Source organism: Xylanibacter sp. (genome assembly GCF_057607445.1).
The window spans coordinates 106,720-124,249 of sequence record NZ_DBLZAX010000002.1 but is presented as its reverse complement, the minus strand read 5'-3'; the positions used below and the strand labels follow the sequence as shown (position 1 = coordinate 124,249).

At 34.9% G+C, this 17,530-nt stretch carries 16 protein-coding genes; 14 read left to right on the top strand and 2 right to left on the bottom strand.

The window, feature by feature from the left end; genetic code table 11:
- Window positions 1–1,298: 1,298 nt before the first annotated feature.
- The 9 genes from ACZMIG_RS02450 to ACZMIG_RS02410 are packed head-to-tail and all read left to right on the top strand — an operon-like array spanning window position 1,299 to window position 9,965.
- Entirely contained in the window at window positions 1,299–2,768 is a 1,470-nt protein-coding gene (locus ACZMIG_RS02450) for an MATE family efflux transporter (protein WP_418874182.1), read from the top strand.
- Window positions 2,755–3,582 (top strand): acyltransferase, encoded by an 828-nt coding sequence (locus ACZMIG_RS02445; RefSeq protein ID WP_418874181.1) that lies wholly within the window; start codon window positions 2,755–2,757, stop codon window positions 3,580–3,582. Before ACZMIG_RS02450 ends, ACZMIG_RS02445 begins: the two co-directional genes overlap by 14 nt.
- A gap of 38 nt (window positions 3,583–3,620) precedes the next feature.
- Window positions 3,621–4,328 carry a glycosyltransferase family 32 protein gene (locus ACZMIG_RS02440; RefSeq protein WP_418874180.1) on the top strand — a complete coding sequence of 236 codons (708 nt, stop codon included), beginning with the start codon at window positions 3,621–3,623 and terminating at the stop codon, window positions 4,326–4,328.
- Complete coding sequence (locus ACZMIG_RS02435; RefSeq protein WP_418874179.1) at window positions 4,325–5,518, top strand: hypothetical protein; 1,194 nt, start codon at window positions 4,325–4,327, stop codon at window positions 5,516–5,518. Before ACZMIG_RS02440 ends, ACZMIG_RS02435 begins: the two co-directional genes overlap by 4 nt.
- A 15-nt stretch (window positions 5,519–5,533) precedes the next feature.
- A complete protein-coding gene (locus tag ACZMIG_RS02430) occupies window positions 5,534–6,241 on the top strand; it encodes an acyltransferase (RefSeq protein WP_418874178.1) in 708 nt (235 codons plus the stop codon).
- Window positions 6,234–7,256, top strand: coding sequence for a glycosyltransferase (locus tag ACZMIG_RS02425; protein WP_487888986.1), 1,023 nt, complete (start codon window positions 6,234–6,236; stop codon window positions 7,254–7,256). The genes ACZMIG_RS02430 and ACZMIG_RS02425 overlap by 8 nt, the downstream gene beginning before the upstream one ends.
- A gap of 18 nt (window positions 7,257–7,274) precedes the next feature.
- The gene (locus tag ACZMIG_RS02420) at window positions 7,275–8,375 is read left to right on the top strand and encodes a glycosyltransferase family 4 protein (RefSeq protein WP_302698374.1); all 1,101 of its coding nucleotides are present in this window, start codon (window positions 7,275–7,277) and stop codon (window positions 8,373–8,375) included.
- Window positions 8,339–8,923: a serine O-acetyltransferase gene (locus ACZMIG_RS02415; protein WP_302698375.1), complete on the top strand. Its 585-nt coding sequence runs from the start codon at window positions 8,339–8,341 to the stop codon at window positions 8,921–8,923. Before ACZMIG_RS02420 ends, ACZMIG_RS02415 begins: the two co-directional genes overlap by 37 nt.
- Before the next feature lies 1 nt (window position 8,924).
- Window positions 8,925–9,965, top strand: a complete 1,041-nt coding sequence (locus ACZMIG_RS02410) for a glycosyltransferase family 4 protein (RefSeq protein ID WP_418874176.1) — start codon at window positions 8,925–8,927, stop codon at window positions 9,963–9,965.
- Window positions 9,966–9,970: 5 nt separating this feature from the next.
- Here ACZMIG_RS02410 and ACZMIG_RS02405 read toward each other — a convergent pair whose 3' ends face one another.
- Both ACZMIG_RS02405 and ACZMIG_RS02400 read right to left on the bottom strand, forming a co-directional pair.
- Window positions 9,971–10,228 (bottom strand): hypothetical protein, encoded by a 258-nt coding sequence (locus ACZMIG_RS02405; RefSeq protein ID WP_487888985.1) that lies wholly within the window; start codon window positions 10,226–10,228, stop codon window positions 9,971–9,973.
- A 238-nt stretch (window positions 10,229–10,466) separates the two neighbouring features.
- Window positions 10,467–10,751: a hypothetical protein gene (locus ACZMIG_RS02400; RefSeq protein WP_418874174.1), complete on the bottom strand. Its 285-nt coding sequence runs from the start codon at window positions 10,749–10,751 to the stop codon at window positions 10,467–10,469.
- A 66-nt stretch (window positions 10,752–10,817) separates the two neighbouring features.
- Between ACZMIG_RS02400 and ACZMIG_RS02395 the strand changes: the two genes are divergently transcribed.
- The 5 genes from ACZMIG_RS02395 (at window position 10,818) to ACZMIG_RS02375 (ending at window position 16,454) form a co-directional block, all read left to right on the top strand.
- A complete protein-coding gene (locus ACZMIG_RS02395; protein ID WP_418874173.1) occupies window positions 10,818–11,465 on the top strand; it encodes a sigma-70 RNA polymerase sigma factor region 4 domain-containing protein in 648 nt (215 codons plus the stop codon).
- A gap of 3 nt (window positions 11,466–11,468) precedes the next feature.
- Window positions 11,469–11,807, top strand: a complete 339-nt coding sequence (locus ACZMIG_RS02390; RefSeq protein ID WP_418874172.1) for a hypothetical protein — start codon at window positions 11,469–11,471, stop codon at window positions 11,805–11,807.
- A complete protein-coding gene (locus tag ACZMIG_RS02385; RefSeq protein ID WP_418874171.1) occupies window positions 11,794–12,606 on the top strand; it encodes an ImmA/IrrE family metallo-endopeptidase in 813 nt (270 codons plus the stop codon). The genes ACZMIG_RS02390 and ACZMIG_RS02385 overlap by 14 nt, the downstream gene beginning before the upstream one ends.
- Window positions 12,607–12,639: 33 nt before the next feature.
- A complete protein-coding gene (locus ACZMIG_RS02380; protein WP_418874170.1) occupies window positions 12,640–13,356 on the top strand; it encodes a WecB/TagA/CpsF family glycosyltransferase in 717 nt (238 codons plus the stop codon).
- Window positions 13,357–14,024: 668 nt separating this feature from the next.
- Entirely contained in the window at window positions 14,025–16,454 is a 2,430-nt protein-coding gene (locus ACZMIG_RS02375) for a DEAD/DEAH box helicase (protein ID WP_487888984.1), read from the top strand.
- Window positions 16,455–17,530 lie beyond the last annotated feature (1,076 nt).

The following is a 17,530-nucleotide window of genomic DNA, read 5'->3' as shown; positions in this document are numbered from 1 at the left end:
CATTCATTATATGTTGAAAATCGACTAAAATGCGCAAAAACGTGATAAGGTTACAGTAAGGTGATTATGCTCTAGATATATAAAGATAAACTATTAAGAATAGAGGTAAAAAGAAGGACAGATGCAGAATTCGGATAGGAGTTAAAGAAGTTAAAGTAGTTGTAAGAGTTAGAGTCAATAGCAAACGCAGTACTTGCGAAAAGAACCAACAATGCAATTGGATTTTTCACTCTTATTTACGCCAGGCGTTTTTCACTTTTAATTTTTCATTTTTAATTAGCTAACGCTGAACTTCGTTTGCGCTTTTGCGCCTGCTCTTCATTTAGAAAATACTACTCTAACTACCAAGAAACAAAAGCCTCCCCACGGGGGAGGTTTGGTGGGGCTCTTAACTCACGCAGTGCTAGGTTTACCACCTACTTTATAAACTTTTTATATTATATACGCGCAAAAAAAATAAAATGAATATATATACATGCCGATAATTTATTTTATCGCATATATATAAAAAGTTTTGAAAACAGCTTACCACCCTATCACTCTTACTGTGCTCCGGAAGGCTGAAAATGGCATAAGAAACGAATGTAACATGCATATATACAGCGACTTGCATCTGTGCGGTTGTCCTTTGACAGAGCTCTGCAGGCTTTAATCACTACCTGTCGTAAAAAACGCGAAAAAGGCCAAATCTTTTTTGAAATAAAAAAATAAAACCGAAAAATAAAATGTAAATATTTATTTTCAAAATCTTTTTCAAAACCGAAAAAAGATTTTCTGATATAGAACAATAAATATTACATAAATAACAAAATATATACAACCTTACTACAAGGTGATTATGCTCTTGATATGTAAAGATAAATTACTAAGAAATATGAGTAAACGACGAAGTTATGATAATAATCCACAAAGCACATGACTTAACTTCATAACTCCCGAAAAGCAATCATTTCTGAATAGAAAATCATTGTTTTTCTCCTCAAAACTCACTGAGTTTTACCTCGCAAATCAACACGTTATGAAAGAAATAATAATAGCAAAAAATAGATTCAAAGCTCTATGATACAACATTCAATAGGTACAATCAACAGCATTATAATTCAAAAAATGCAACAATATTTAATTTTTAACTTGTAACCATTCATTTCCGCTAAAACGTTTAATTTTTAATTAATAATTGCGCAATCCCGATTGTGCTCTGCGACTGTTTTCACTTATATAACATGACTGACAGATCTCAAAATAATAAAAGAATAGCAAAGAACACAATATTCCTTTATATTCGAATGTTGTTCCTTATGACTATAACACTTTTTACTTCAAGGATAGTACTCGACAAGCTAGGTATTGAAGACTTTGGAATTTATAATGTTGTTGGTGGCCTGACATCAATGTTTATATTTTTCCAATCTTCATTAGCTAATGCTACTCAACGTTTTCTTAATATAGAATTAGGAAAAAATAACATTAAAGGTGCCAATGATGTTTTTTGCCAACACCTCATCTTATATTTAGTAGTGTCAGTCATCATTATTTTCTTGGGGGAAACGATAGGATTATGGTTTGTTTATAATAAGCTGACAATACCCCCGGAAAGACTTACAGCCGCAATCTGGGTTTATCAGTTTACGCTAATTTCATTATGCATTACGCTCATGGGCATAGTTTTTAATTCTGAAATTATTGCTCATGAGGACATGAACATATATTCGTATGTAGGTATCTTTGAGGGCTGTGCCCGTCTTGCTATTGCGTATGCTATTAGTATAACTCCTTTTGACAGGCTTATAGTGTATGGTTTCTTAATGCTATTTGTTTCATTAATAGTACAATCTACATATTTTATCTACTGCCGTAAACGGTATCAGGAATGTAAACTATATTATATATGGGATAAATCATTATTTAAAAAGACATCATCCATTGTAGGATGGAATACTGTAGGTACAGCCGTTTATGCCATAAATGATTCCGGAGTGAATATCTTGCTCAATATGTTTTTCGGCCCTGTTGTAAATGCTGCACGTGGAATATCATTTCAGATAAACAATGCGGTAAATAATTTTACGACGAACTTCTTTGTTTCTGTACGTCCGCAAATCGTTAAATCTTATGCACAAGGTGATAATCAATATCTTCTAAAACTTTTCTATAATAGTTCAAAATATTCATTTCTTCTATTGTGGGTTCTATGCCTTTCTCTTGGCTTATGCATTGATAGAATATTGCATCTGTGGCTTAAGGAAGTACCAAATTATACAAACATATTTACTCTTTGGATATTTGCATATTCTCTTGTTAATGTTCTGAACAATCCAGTATGGTCTGTAGCGCTAGCCGTTGGAAAACTAAAAAAATACATTTCTGTTGGCAGTACAGTTTTCCTTTTAGTTTTTCCATTGGCATATATAGCATTGAAAAGCGGCTATTCACCAGTTTGTGTCTTTATAATTCTTTTCATTGTACGTTTGTGTTATTTAGTAGTTGTTTTAACCATAATAAAACCATACATAAACTATTCTGTAATTGATTATTTTAAATTGGTCATACTTCCTATATGCTATGTCATGGTGTTATCATTTATAGTAAATTTTATTATTAAGAACATTCTGCCTGACACACAGACTATGATGTTTATATTCATAATTTTGTCCTTAATAGTAACTTGTATATCAACATGGCTTGTAGGAATATCTAAAAATGAGAAAAAATATATAATATCAATCTTAAGAAAATATATAAATAAAAATGAAAATGAAAACAATTGACAAATTAAGAGAAGCTTATTCAGATCGTATATTAAAGAAGTTATGGAGTCATTGGTTCAATCCATTATATACGATTTATTTTAATTTCATATTCTTCCCATTACGTCAAGCAATTAAATTCCCTGTATTTATATATGGATGGCCAAAACTATTTTCACAATTTGGTACAATGGAATGTATTGGGAAATGTGAAACTGGAATGGTACGAATAAATGTAACTATTCCTTATAGCCCACAATGCGCTGTTGGTAATACACAATTAAATATAAAGGGGAAAATCATATTCAGAGGTAAGTGCGAAATAGGAACAGGCAATAAAATTAATGTTGAAAAACAAGGCATACTTGAACTGGGTGATGATACAAAAATATCAACATTTTGTAATGTTTCGGCTTACACAAAAATGAGTATTGGCGCACATTCTAGAATTGCACATCGATGCCAAATATTTGATGCAAATTTTCATTATGTGGCAGACTTCAATAAACATATTGTTAGAAGATTTTCTCGTAAAATATTCATTGGTGAATATTGTTGGATTTGCAATTCTTCTACGGTATCTAGTGGAGCTATAATTCCAGACAAGACTATAGTAGCAAGTAATAGTCTTGTAGGTAAAGATTTTTCATCTATTCCTCCAGAATCAATAATTGGAGGAATTCCTGCAAAACTAATATCTACCGGACACAGAAGAGTGGAGAGTATAAAATTCCAAATTAAGATAATGAAATTTTTTGAAGAAAACCCAATGTGCAATCAATTTAAGATTGATTTAGACACCCCCCACTCTATATGCGATGTTGATGACATATGATATACAAAAATAATAAAGCATAATATCAAGGATAGCTTATGATACCCAAAATTATCCATTATTGTTGGTTCGGACATAATCCAAAGTCACAAAATGTACTTAAATATATCGATACGTGGAAAAAATATTTCCCCGATTATGAAATCAAAGAATGGAATGAAAATAATTTTGACGTTAATCAATTAAATTTTACGAGGGAAGCTTATTTCGCAAAAAAATATGCTTTTGTATCTGATGTATGCAGACTTTATGCTCTATATACTGAAGGTGGGATATATTTTGATACGGACATTATTGCTCTAAAACGTTTCCCTGAAGATATTCTTTCACACAAAGCATTCGCCGGATTTGAGCATGAAATCTATATAGGGACAGGGATTATCGGAAGTGAAAAGAACAATGTCATTATAAAACAATTTTTGTCTCTATATAATGATATGCACTTTTTTAGAAGATTCAGATTTAATCTATCTCCAAACGTAATACTATTCACGAATATTTTAGTTAATCATGGATTAAAAAGAGATAATTCATATCAGGATCTTAATGAAATAACTATATACCCACAAAATATTTTCTGCTGTAAAGATTGTAGGACAAAAGAGTATTATAATAATTCAGGCAGTTTATCTATACATGATTTTTCTGGTTTATGGACAGACAAGAATGATACTGTATGTAATAAGATTAAAGTCCGTTTAAAAGAATTTGAAACAATAATAAAATATAAAATTCATTCAAAATGAAAGCTGAAAAATTCTTTTTGCTATATATATTTATAACTTTATTTATTGGTATATCTGTACAGCAATTTCTACACCTAACCTTAGATGGTAATGGCGTTATTGCCTTATCACACTACTTAGCATTACCATTTTTAGCTTTAGTATTTTTAAGAAACATATCGAATATTAGATTTACAAACGTAGAAAAAAAATTATTCATTCTAATTATTATATTCGGTTCACTTAATATATTCTTTTTTAAGAAATCTGCAGGTCTATCAGGATTTTTAAACTTTATAATTGAACCGGTCTTATTGATGTCGTTATTACGTATAACAAAAGAAAAACATATATTCTATATACGTAAGATGATAATATTATTTTTTATAATAGAATGTGGAGTCGCTATTTTTGAATCTGTAAGCAAAGTTATACTTTTTGCGGATATCTCCGCAATTGATGTTATGGGAAAAAGTTTGGATATGCGAGCTTATAGCCTGCATGGACATCCACTACAAAATGCTTTCTTGGTCAGTATCTTGTCCACAATCATTTTAAGTTCAAGAATGAATATCCAAAATAAATATGCATTATTTTTTCTTGGATACATTGCCATATTTGCATTCAACACAAGAAGTTCCATATACTTTTTAGGATTTATTTTCATAATCAATTTGTTTAGAGATATGAAAGGTAATAAAATGAAAATATGGCAAAAAGCAATATTTATATTATTTATAATTGCAGCAATAAGTTTCAGCATATCATATATTGAAACCCATTCATTAGGTTCACGTCTATCAACAGGCTTAACGAAAGATGACAGTAGTTCAAACGCAAGATTTATCTTAATTGACATACTCATGTCATTAGATATAAAAGATATATTATTTGGTATTTCAAATAAACTAAATCTGCTTATTATGCAAAAAAATGAACTTATTGCAATAGAAAATTCAGTTGTAAATTTAATATTTGGATATGGAATAATTTTCACAATTTGTTTCTTAATACTTATGTTTAAAGAATTAAAAAGCATTAAAACAAATAATTTTATGTTTTACAGCACAATCATAATCGTTTTTTTGCTATTAAATACAAACAATGCATTACAAACATCATGTCCAATTATACCAATACTGATTATGTCGTTATATACATTTAAATATGATGACATTAGAAAGTCTAAATTATACTACAAATACAAATAACAATTATACTGCCTTATGATAAAAAGAATTATTAATAAAATATATAAATTATATTATACGTCATCTTCTAATAGATATATCAAATATCTTAAGAAAAATAGAGTTAAAATTGGAAAAGGATGTATAGTTCTTGATCCAAAAAAAATACAGATTGATATATCTCGCCCTGAATTATTAGAAATTGGCGATAATGTATTCCTTCATAGAGGAACTGTGATTTTAACACATGATTGGGCTTCTTGGTGTTTTGTTAATAGTCACAAAGATTTCATACCAAGCCATGGTAAAATAAAAATAGGAAATAATGTATGGCTTGGTGAAAATGTGACGATATTAAAAAATGTAACTATTGGAAATAATGTTATTATAGGTATTGGTTCTGTTGTAACAAAAGATATTCCTGATAACTGTATAGCAGTTGGAATTCCAGCAAAAATCATTGGTACTTATGATGATTATTATAAGAAAAGAAAACTCCAATATATAAATGAATGTTTTGAGTATGCCAATAGCATATTAGATACAGGCAGAGAACTACAGGAGGATGATTTCTATGATGACTATCCGATATTTGTAAATGGAAGTAATTTTAGAAATTACAATTATCCTTATCATAATATTTTTAATGATGAACAATTTGAAGTATGGAAAAAGAATCATAAATCACAATTCAATGGATTTGAAGAATTTGTAAATGCTGTTAAAGAAAGAAGACATGAATAAAATACCGAAAGTAAGCATAATCGTTCCCATATATAACGTTGAAAAATATCTTGACCGCTGCATACAATCACTAGTCAACCAAACACTAAATGACATTGAAATAATATTAGTTGATGATGGTTCACCAGATAATTGTCCTTCTATGTGTGATGAATATGCACAAAAAGATAATAGAATAAAAGTAATACATAAGCAAAATGCAGGGCTTGGTTATGCACGCAACTCAGGCCTTGATATTGCAACTGGTGAATATGTAGCTTTTGTCGATTCAGATGACTACGTTGATACTTCAATGTATAAAAAGTTATATAATGAAACGATAAATCATAAATATGATATAGTTTATTGCGGATTCATAGTTGAAAAAAAAGATAAATCTACTTATACTGAAAATACAAAAGACCGTGATTTAAAAGACTCTAATGAAATCCTTGAATTATGTCGTAATATGATAGCATGTAATGTGGGAGTAAAAGAGGAACGTTCTGAATCAATGGCTGTTTGGCATGGTATTTATAAAAAAGAAATAATAGATAAGCATAATATTAAATTTGAGTCAGAGCGGAATATTCTTTCTGAAGATATTGTATTTGATGCAACATTCATTCCTTTATGTAAAAGCATAAGGACTATTCAAGATGCCTTGTATATTCATTGTTTTAATAATGAATCATTAAGCAAGACATTTAATGCAAATAAGATAGAAAAAAATATATATCTTTATTACAGACTTAATGAAATTACAAAAGCATACGGATTAAATAATTTTAATTTAAATATTGTACGATTTTTCATTGGTTACAATAGAAGTTTTTTTAGAAGTATTTTTAATTCAAATATTGATAATAAAAAAGAACTTTGTGAAAAAATTTTCAATTTAAATATATGGAATCATATTTTTGCTATATATCCGATTCAAACTCTACCTCTTTTTCATAAACTTGTGATATTTTGTGTAAGGAAAAAGAACTTTTATTTATTATCCCTAATATATTATTTAAGGAACAAATTATAAATGTAGTACATAAAAATTATGAATATTGTATATATAGTACCAGAGATGTCACATCCTGGAGGTATAGGGAGAGTTACAGCAATAAAAGCCAATCATTTTGCCGCAACCGGAAACGATGTCACAATTATAACAGAAATACAGGGAAAAAATTCGTTCTATTATGAACTAAATGATAATATTAAGCACTATGATATTGGATTATCTGAATGTCAAAATAAAATTTTAAAATTTTTTATTCGAATAAAAAGACTTAAGAATCTATTAGAAAATATAAAGCCCAATATTGTTATTTATACATATTTTGTTCTACCTATACATTGTAGCTTTCAATATGTTTCCATATTAGAATGTCATTTCAATCATGATGTAGCAAATTTAATGGCCCAGGCTTTTAATACATCATTAGTGAAGGCCAAATATATAACAAAATATTATGAATATATAGCTTCAAAAGCTGATATATTAGTGGTATTAACAGACCAAGATAAGAAACTCTGGAAAGATTCATGTAAAAAAACTAATATAATAAGAATTCCAAATATGAATTCTTTTTCCTCAGAACAAACGTCAAAACTTAATAATAAAAAAGCTATTGCTGTTGGAAGATTAGACGCTCAAAAGGGATTCGATAGATTAATTGCTATTTGGGCACGAGTTTATAATGAACATAAAGATTGGCAATTAAATATTTATGGTAAGGGACCAGACAGGAAAAAATTAGAGGATTTGATAAATACATACGGATTAAATAATAGTGTTTTTATCAACGATCCAGTAAAAAACATTAGAGATAAATATATAGAATCCTCCATTTTATGTTTCACCTCTACATACGAAGGTTGGGGACTTGTAATAACAGAAGCTATGTCTTGTGGTTTACCTGTAATTGCTTACGATATTCCATGCGGTCCTAAGGATATTATTGAAAATGATTATAACGGCTTTTTAGTTAGAGACAATGATATTGAAAAGTATGTTAAGTATTTATCCGTATTAATGGACGATAAGACAAAGAGAGAATCTATGGGTATGACTGCATTTGAATCAGCCCAAAAATATAATACGAATATAGTAATGAAACAATGGGACAATTTGTTGGAACAAATAAAGAAGAAATGATACAATCAAGGCAAAATTTAAAATATTATTTGTTAGAAGACTTAAAAAGATTCAATAATAATAAACCAAATTTGAAAGATAGAATTTTACATAATGAAGTTTGGTATATATATCATTACATCAGACATTTAAGATATGTCGAATATTATAAAAATACAAAACGTTCAAAAATATTATTTTTATATCACTGGGTTAAATATAAACGTTTAGGTTTTAAACTTCGCTTTACTATATATCCTAATACTGTCGGTCCAGGATTTAGAATATATCATACAGGAGACTTTGTTCATATTAAACCAACATGCAAAATAGGTAAAAATTGCACTATATTGCCTGGTGTGGTCTTTGGTAATAAATATAAAGATGAAGACAATAGCATTGTTGAAGTTGGGGACAACTGCTATTTTGGACTTGGCGTTAAAATTTTTGGTCAAGTAAAAATTGGTAATAATGTAACAATTGGTGCAAATGCAGTTATTACCAAAGATATTCCAGATAATGCAATTGTTGGAGGCATACCTGCAAAAATAATTAGATTTAAGCAATAAAATGATAAAAACATTAATCATAGCAACCTCTCACAAAACCCGCGGTGGTATAACATCTGTAGTTAATGCCCATAAAAAAGGCAAACAGTGGCAAGAATATCATTGCAAATGGATAGAAACACATATAGACAAGAGTGCCGGATGGAAAATATTATATCTGATAAAAGGCTGGCTCACGTTTATATGCTTGCTTCCGTTTTGTAAATTGGTTCATATACACATGAGTGAACCGCCTTCAGCCATAAGGAAATGTCTGTTTATGCCTTTTGCTAAACTGTTTGGTAAGAAAGTAATTGTGCACTTTCATGCTTTTTCGCCAAATACAACAATTAACAGCAAACATAAAGGCGTGTACAAATATCTGTTTGGTAAAGCTGATTGCGTGATAGTGTTATCGCAATTATGGAAGAAGTATGTTAATGACGCTTTTGATTTAGGAGACAAAGTAAGGGTTGTTTATAATCCATGTACATCAGAGGTGTCATACAAGACATATCAGAAGAAAAAACAGATATTATATGCAGGAACAGTAAATGCCAGAAAAGGATATGCCGATATGATAAAAGCATTTGCCAAAATAGCAAATAAATATCCTGACTGGAAAATAGTTTTTGCCGGAAATGGTGAAGTTAAGCAAGGCGAAGAACTGGCTCAAAGCTTAGGAATAGAAAGTCAAACCGTATTCTTAGGCTGGGTTAGCGGTGATGCAAAAGACAAGGCTTTTAAAGAATCGGAGATTTTCTGTCTGCCTAGTTATGCAGAAGGGTTCCCAATGGCTGTGCTTGATGCATGGGCTTACGGACTGCCAGTGATAACAACTCCTGTAGGCGGCATTCCTGACATCGCTTTAAATGGTGAAAATATGCTGCTGTTTAATGCTGGAGACATAGATAAATTGGCAGAAAACATGCAAAGGCTTATTGACGACAATGAGTTAAGAAACAAGATTATAAAAGAATCTGTAAACCTTGCCAATACAACATTTAACATTGATACAATAAATAATCAAATTGGCAGCTTGTATCAAGAAATGATTGGATGAACAAGTTATTTTAAGTAAGAATAAATTTGTTCTTGTATCTTTTCTAATTGTTGTTCTTCTAAAAGGAAATAAGGCACAGGCTGTTTGTTGCCTTTTAGATAAAAGAAAAGATGCCTGATGCCGGGAGCTTCAGGATATGTATATGCTTCAATCTTTGTTACAGGTATATCAAGCGAGTTTAATTGACAGATAAGGTCCTTACGCTGTTTGGCATCAAGACCTACATACGCATTATATACTTTATCTATGTAGAACTTTTTCATGTTGTGTGAGACTTTGACAAAGCAAAGATAGTAAATATTCCCTAAACACAGAAATGTTTGAATGCACTTGGCTAGTTGCTTGATAGTTAATATAGTATTTGGAATTTAAATAGAACTATACATAGAATAAAAAGACTATTGACAAATTTTATGATGAATTAAAAATCAAAATCTCCTGTCTTGCGCATAGAATACGCAAGCAGGAGACTTTAAAAGTTTAACAATAAAAACTGTTAAGTTACCAATTGCTCGGCAGTGGAATCAAAACTTCATCCACAAAAAACTCATCAGTTCTATTGTTGCATGATCTGCACAAGGGAACAATGTAGGAATGATTATCCAATCCATACACTTTCTTTACATGTGCACCTACAAGATTTGTCCTGCCGTATACATTACAGCCTATAGCAGAACATTTACGTGCGGTTTTACCGCTTTTTTTCTCCCAATATTCTAGCCAAGAACTATAGCCAGCAGGAGCATTGTAACGGCTTGTGCCGTTTGTATTCTTTACTTTTATCATTTTTTAATGGGAGCTCCATTAGAGGACGCTCACAAACATACCAAAACCGTTAGTATAATAAAATAAATGACACAAAAATCTGAAGAGCAAATAGATGGTATCGCTTTATTGAAAGCGATAGGCGATAAAAATAATAAGGAAAAGGCTGAAGAAAGTCTTGTCTTGTTTACAACTTATTTTGAAAATAAAATTCGACTCTATGCAGAGATACAGGCATTGAAGTTGAAACTTACAGAAGTAGATGCTTTACAAGCAATGCAATGTACTTTCGTAAAAGTATGGAAGTATCCAAACTCATTCGACATGAATAAGTCTCGTTGCAAAGATGAAGAAACAGCAATTATTATATGGTTGAAAAGAATAGTAGCTTCACAATTATTCGATTATGCAAAGAACGGGTATTGTGTTGACCAAAAGGAAGAAGAAGACTTATCGGTGATTGAAAATGCACAAGGTTTTGTGGAATATTACACACCGGATATAGATTCAGATAAAAAGATGGAACTAGTTTTAGCATTTGACAAAAAACTTTCGGTACTTGACGATAAGCATAGAATAATATATCTTACATATAAAGCATACGAACTAAGCGGTAAAAAGCTGCCTCGAAAGCTATTAAGTAAGTTAAGAAAAAGACTTGGAATTTCACAAACAACGATAAGAGTATATAAAAGAGAAGCATATATGATGTTAAATGACAAACCAAAGAACTAAGATATGGCACAACTAACAATAGATGAATTGAATTTCATGCTGGGAGCAACAGGTAATTTGCCTCCAAGAAATGAAGAGGAGCATTTGTTTTTTGAGCAGATGTATGAGAACTATGTGCTTAAAACGAAAGATATGATGGTGGATATTGAAGCTATTGTGAGTAATAGATGCGAGATGCATAAAGTTATTGATGATGATATGTGTTTCGAAGAAGAAAAGTTGCCAGATATGTACCCTAAATCAAATTATACTATGGCTGCTAGAAATTTTAATAAACTCCCTAAGAGCGTTATAGAAAAGATAAAAAGTCAGCACAAAAATAAAAAGAATGATGATGAATAGATGTGTTGGCACTAATAAACTTGCAGAACGAATAGCATTACGGTATTCTATCCCAATATCATTAATAAAAATTGTAAAAGAAGAGGAAATAGAGTTAGTGTGTGATGATTACGGTAAGGATACTTTTGACGGATTGACTGTTTATGAACAAGAAAATGATATTTTTTATATCCATCTGAATACTGCTCGTGGTAATAGACCAGATAAGGTAAAGGGAAGGTTTACTTTGGCTCATGAATTGGGACATTATTTCATTGATCATCATCGAACTGCTTTGATAAACGGAATTATGCAGCCTCATTACCATAATTACAACCAATTTGGAAATAATGAGGCTTGGATAATAGAACGGGAAGCAGATGACTTTGCCGCATCTCTGCTGATGCCATGGTCGCTATTAAAACCTGATTTGCAGAATGAAAAATTTGGAGGATCTTTGATTAAAGAACTTTCTGGCAGATACAACGTGAGTTTTTCTGCTATGGCTATCAGGTGTTTGAAGTGCGCTTATATACCAATGATGCTTGTGTATGCGCAAGATGGCAAGGTTAAGTGGCAACTGCATAGTGAAGATTTCCCATTTTGGCAATTGAAACATGGAAACACAATGGTTCCGGAAAATTCTGTTATAGGTGAATATTTTTGTACGTGTGATGATTGTAATTGCCGTAAAGACGAGGTCGTTTTTGCTGGTGATTGCTTTGATACTTTTAATCAAGAACAGAATAATTTACAATTTTATGAATACTGCCTCCCTTATAAAAACAGTGCATTCAGTATGTTTTGGCAGAAAAACTAGAACAAGTAGAAACCTTTAAATATAATATAGCGAATGTTAATACTTAAAAATTTGACAATATTAGAAAGTAAGGCTGCCTTAAATAATATTCCTGAAGGCAAGTTGCTGATAAATACTATCAACGCCCATTCGTATAACACCGCCCTGAAGGACAAGCTGTTTGCAGAGGCCCTAACAAAAGGCGATGTGCTTATTCCTGACGGAGTGAGCATAGTGAAGGCGTGCAAATGGCTGAAGGCTAAGTCGCAGCCGAAAGAGCGCATAGCGGGATGGGATATGTTTGCGTTTGAGATGGACAAGCTGAACCGCAAAGGCGGCAAATGTTTCTTTATGGGCAGCAGCGAAAGGGTGCTGAGCCTGATAAAGAAAAGGGCTGCCGTGGACTATCCTAACATAACAGTGGAGACGTATTCGCCACCATATAAGCCGGAGTTCAGCAAAGAAGACAACGACGCCATAATAGAGGCTATAAACAAGGCTAACCCCGACTTGCTGTGGATAGGCATGACGGCACCGAAACAGGAAAAATGGACTTACTCACACTGGAACGAGCTTAACATACACTGCCACGTAGGAACGATAGGCGCAGTGTTCGACTTCTTTGCAGGCACTGTGGCACGTGCACCGATGTGGTGGCAGGAGCATGGACTGGAATGGGCCTACAGACTGCTGAAAGAGCCTAAGAGAATGTGGAGAAGATATATTATAGGCAACACGCTGTTCTTGTGGAACATTGCGACGAAAGGATGAGTATTTAAGTGAAAAAAACATGCGCTAATATTATTGGTAGTTAAAGGAGCATTTTTAAGTGAAGAACGAAGAGTTAAGAGAGAAAAATCCAATTGCAAACGTAGTGTTTACAAGTAGAAACCACAATACATTTGGATTTTTCGTTTTTCACTTTTAACTTTTCACTTTCGTAAGACGCACTACGTTGCCATTGTGCCGGCTGATTTGCAATTGTCGTGCAAGTGAGAGCAGAAGCAAATCTCATTTGGTTATGCCGAGCGCAGCCGACAATCAATAGAATTAATCTGCCGGAAGTGAATATAAAGATTTGCAATCTGATTACTTTCATAATCACTACGTTTGGTAATGTGCCGGCGGATCTGCGCTCCGCCGGAATTAAATATAAGGATCTATGATCCGCTAAAAATACCGCTTCCTTATGAAGTGAGTAATGAAAAATCTAATGCTAAGTTTGCATTAAAAGTATGAGGTGATGTCAAATAGGAAGTAATCGGATCATAGATCCTTATACTCAATTCCGGCCGATTGCAAATCAGCCGGAACATTAGCCTTGTTGGTCCTTGTCGCACGCACTATGTGAAGTCATGATAATAATCTACAATGCATTTGACTCTAACTTCTGTAACTACTTTAACTCCTTTAACTTCTAACAACCACTTCCATAATCTGTGGCTTACTTACGCGACTATCAGACGGACATAATGGCTCGCATCATTGACGAATGGCAAAGATGCAAGAGCGTGATGGTGCAGATGCCTACAGGCACCGGCAAGACGAGAGTATTGGCTGCACTCGTGAATGAAGAACTAAACGCTAAAAACGAAACGACAGGACGGACGCGTAGCGTGTGGATTGTTGCACACAGACGGGAACTGGTGGAACAGATAAAGGAAACGGTAGAACAATTCATAATTCATAATTCACAATTTATAATTGGGGTAAACCGAACTACGTTTCATAATTGGGTTAAACCGAACGATGTTTCACAATTAGACTGTGACAAACGTTGTTCAACGCCTAGAAATAAGCACAAGGCAAATCATAATTTTCCATTATCCATTATCAATTCTCAATTGTCTTACGCCAGTAAGATCCATGTGTTGTCGATACAATGGCTGGCGAGACACTGGGAGGACGTGAAGGACGAGAAGCCGAGCCTGATAGTGATAGACGAAGCTCACCATGCGCTGGCTGACACATACGCCGAACTGTGGCGAAGATACCCGGAGGCTAAGAAGCTGGGAATGACGGCCACGCCATGCAGAATGAACGGCAAGGGATTTACGGATCTGTTTGACAAGCTGATATCGGGATGGAGCATTGCGGAGTTTGTAAGACGCGGCTATCTGTCGGTGTTCGACTATGTGTCGATAAGACGTGAGAGCGAGGAACAGAGACTGATAAACGAACTGAAGAGACGGGGAACCGACGGCGACTACCAGATAAAGGAGATGAACGAGAAGCTGAACAGGCAGACGAGCATCGAAAGGCTGTATGACGCCATGAAGCGCTATGCCGACGGCAAAAAGGGCATTGTGTACGCCATAAGCATTGAACACGCCAGAAACATTGCGGAATACTACAGCAGACGGGGCGTGAAGGCGGTGGCGATAGACAGCAAGACGCCGCGGGCTACACGTAAAGCCTTGGTGGACGACTTTAAGGCGGGAAGGATAAAGGTGATGGTGAACGTTGACGTGTTCAGCGAGGGCTTCGACTGTCCTGACGTGGAGTTTGTGCAGATGGGCCGCCCCACCCTGTCGCTGGCTAAATATCTGCAACAGGTGGGCCGCGGACTGAGAATGAGCAAGGGCAAGGATGCGTGCATGCTGATAGACAACGTGGGACTGTATCGTGTGTTCGGACTGCCGACAAGGGAACGCGACTGGATGGCTATGTTTGAAGGCAGGATGACTGGAAAGGCGGAGACGGAAAGACGTGGCAGGCAACTGGCTGCGACGGCACTGACAGCTTACGAAGAGGCTATAGGAAAGGACGAAATGGAAGTGGTGATGAACCACGAAAGGCTGCTGACATATATAGAGAAAGCCAAAGACGGAGACGAGACGGAGGCTAAGGCACTGACGGCATACAAGGACAAACGGAGTGGAACATGGGGCCTGAAACGCGGCAGGAAGATAACGGCGAAGGCGCAATATGCGAAGGTGTTTGACATAAAGGACAACATGGCTGCCGTGAGATTCGGCGACATGCGCGTTGGCGTGGTTGACGGCGACGGTAATGTGATGATGAGAATCGACAGATACAGCGGCATGAGGTTTGTGAAGAACGACTTCGTTGAGGTGAAAGACAACGGATGCAAGACGTTTTATATTGACATAAGGACAAACAGACTGTACAGGGAGAAGCCGGAGGTGATGGTATTCGGAGGCGTGGAGATGCTGAAGATGGGCAGAACGCTATACAGCAGGACTAAGAATGTGTATGTGAACGCTCAGGGCATAGGACGCGGCGAACTGGCATGGCGCGGCTTTTATCTGGAAATACCTGACAGCAACGTGCCGGAGACGTGCCGCAAGGCAGCGCTGACGCTTAGCACGGGCTACGAGACATCGGCATGCGTGATTGAAGGTGACGAGGAAAGGGCATACTGGTGTTGCGGCAGACTGGCTGACGGAAGTATTATTGCGGCAGACAATGAAGGACGCTTCTATCACATGGCTAAAGGCATGACGCCTGAACGGATAGACGGAAAGGACGACATGGAAGCCCTGCTAAAAAGACTGAAGACGGAAGCCAGCGCAAGGGCTGCGGAAAAGAGACTGAGAAAGGAACAAGAGGAACAGGAACAAAGACAGAAAAGACTGGAAAGGATAACCGACGCACAACCATTTAAGAGCGGAACGAAATGGGGACTGAAGTCGGGCGACAGAGTCGTAGTGCCGCCGAAATACAGAATGATAATGCCGCCGATAGGCAAGCTCTGTGCCTTTGAGGACAGTCCGAGACAATGGGGCGTAATGGAAGTTGACGGAAAGGTGGTGGAAAAAGCCAGATATATGAAAGTGGCAATAGAAGAAAACGGCACCATGAAACTGACCGTGATACCGGGAAAGGTGATTACAAGGAGGAAGTAAAAGCCCCACCCAACCTCCCCCGTGGGGAGGCTTTTGTTTCTCGGTAGTTAAAGTAGTTAGAGTAGTTAAAGGAGTTAAAGTCATATGCTTTGTGGATTCTTATCCTGACCTCATAAGCACTACGTTCGCTAATGTGCCGGCTGATTTGCACGAGTTGTTGAGCACAGCGAAAAATCTGCCGGAAATGAGTATAAAGATTTATTTAATCCGATTACTTCCTATTTAGCATCATCTTATACTTTTAATGCAAAATTATCATTAGATTTTTTATTACTCACTTCATAAGGCAGCGGTATTTTTTAGCGGATCAAAGATCCTTATATTATATTCCGGCAGATTGCAAATCAGCCGGAACAATGGCAACGTAGTACGTGCGAAAAAAAACAACAAGGCTATTGTGCCAGCAGATCTGCAATTGTCGTGCAAGCGAGAGCAGAAGCAAATTATATTTGGTTATGCCGAGCGCAGCCGACAATCAATGAAATTAATTGTCGTGCAAGTGAGAGTTAAAGTCAAATGCATTGTGGATTCTTATCCTGACCTTATAAGCACTACGTTCGCTAATGTGCCGGCTGATTTGCACGAGTTGTTGAGCACAGCGAAAAATCCGCCGGAATTAAATATAAGAACCGAAGGTCAGCGTAGCTAATTTTTGATCCGATTACTTCCTATTTAGCATCATCTTATACTTTTAATGCAAAATTATCATTAGATTTTTCATTACTCACTTCATAAGGAAGCGGTATTTTTAGCGGATCATAGATCCTTATATTTAATTCCGGCGGAGCGCAGATCCGCCGGCACATTACCAAACGTAGTGATTATGAAGTTATGAAAAGAATCAACAATGCATACGACTCTAACTACTAGCTCACCTTTGTGAGCGATAACTACTTTAACTCCTTTAACTCCCGACTTGAAAGCACAGATCAGCCGGAACATTACCAAACGTAGTGCGTCTTACAAAAGTGAAAAGTGAAAAATCCAAATGTATTGTGGTTTCTACTTGTAAGCACTATGTTTGCAATTGGATTTTTCACTCTTCTCTTTTCGTTCTTCACTTAAAATGCTAATGT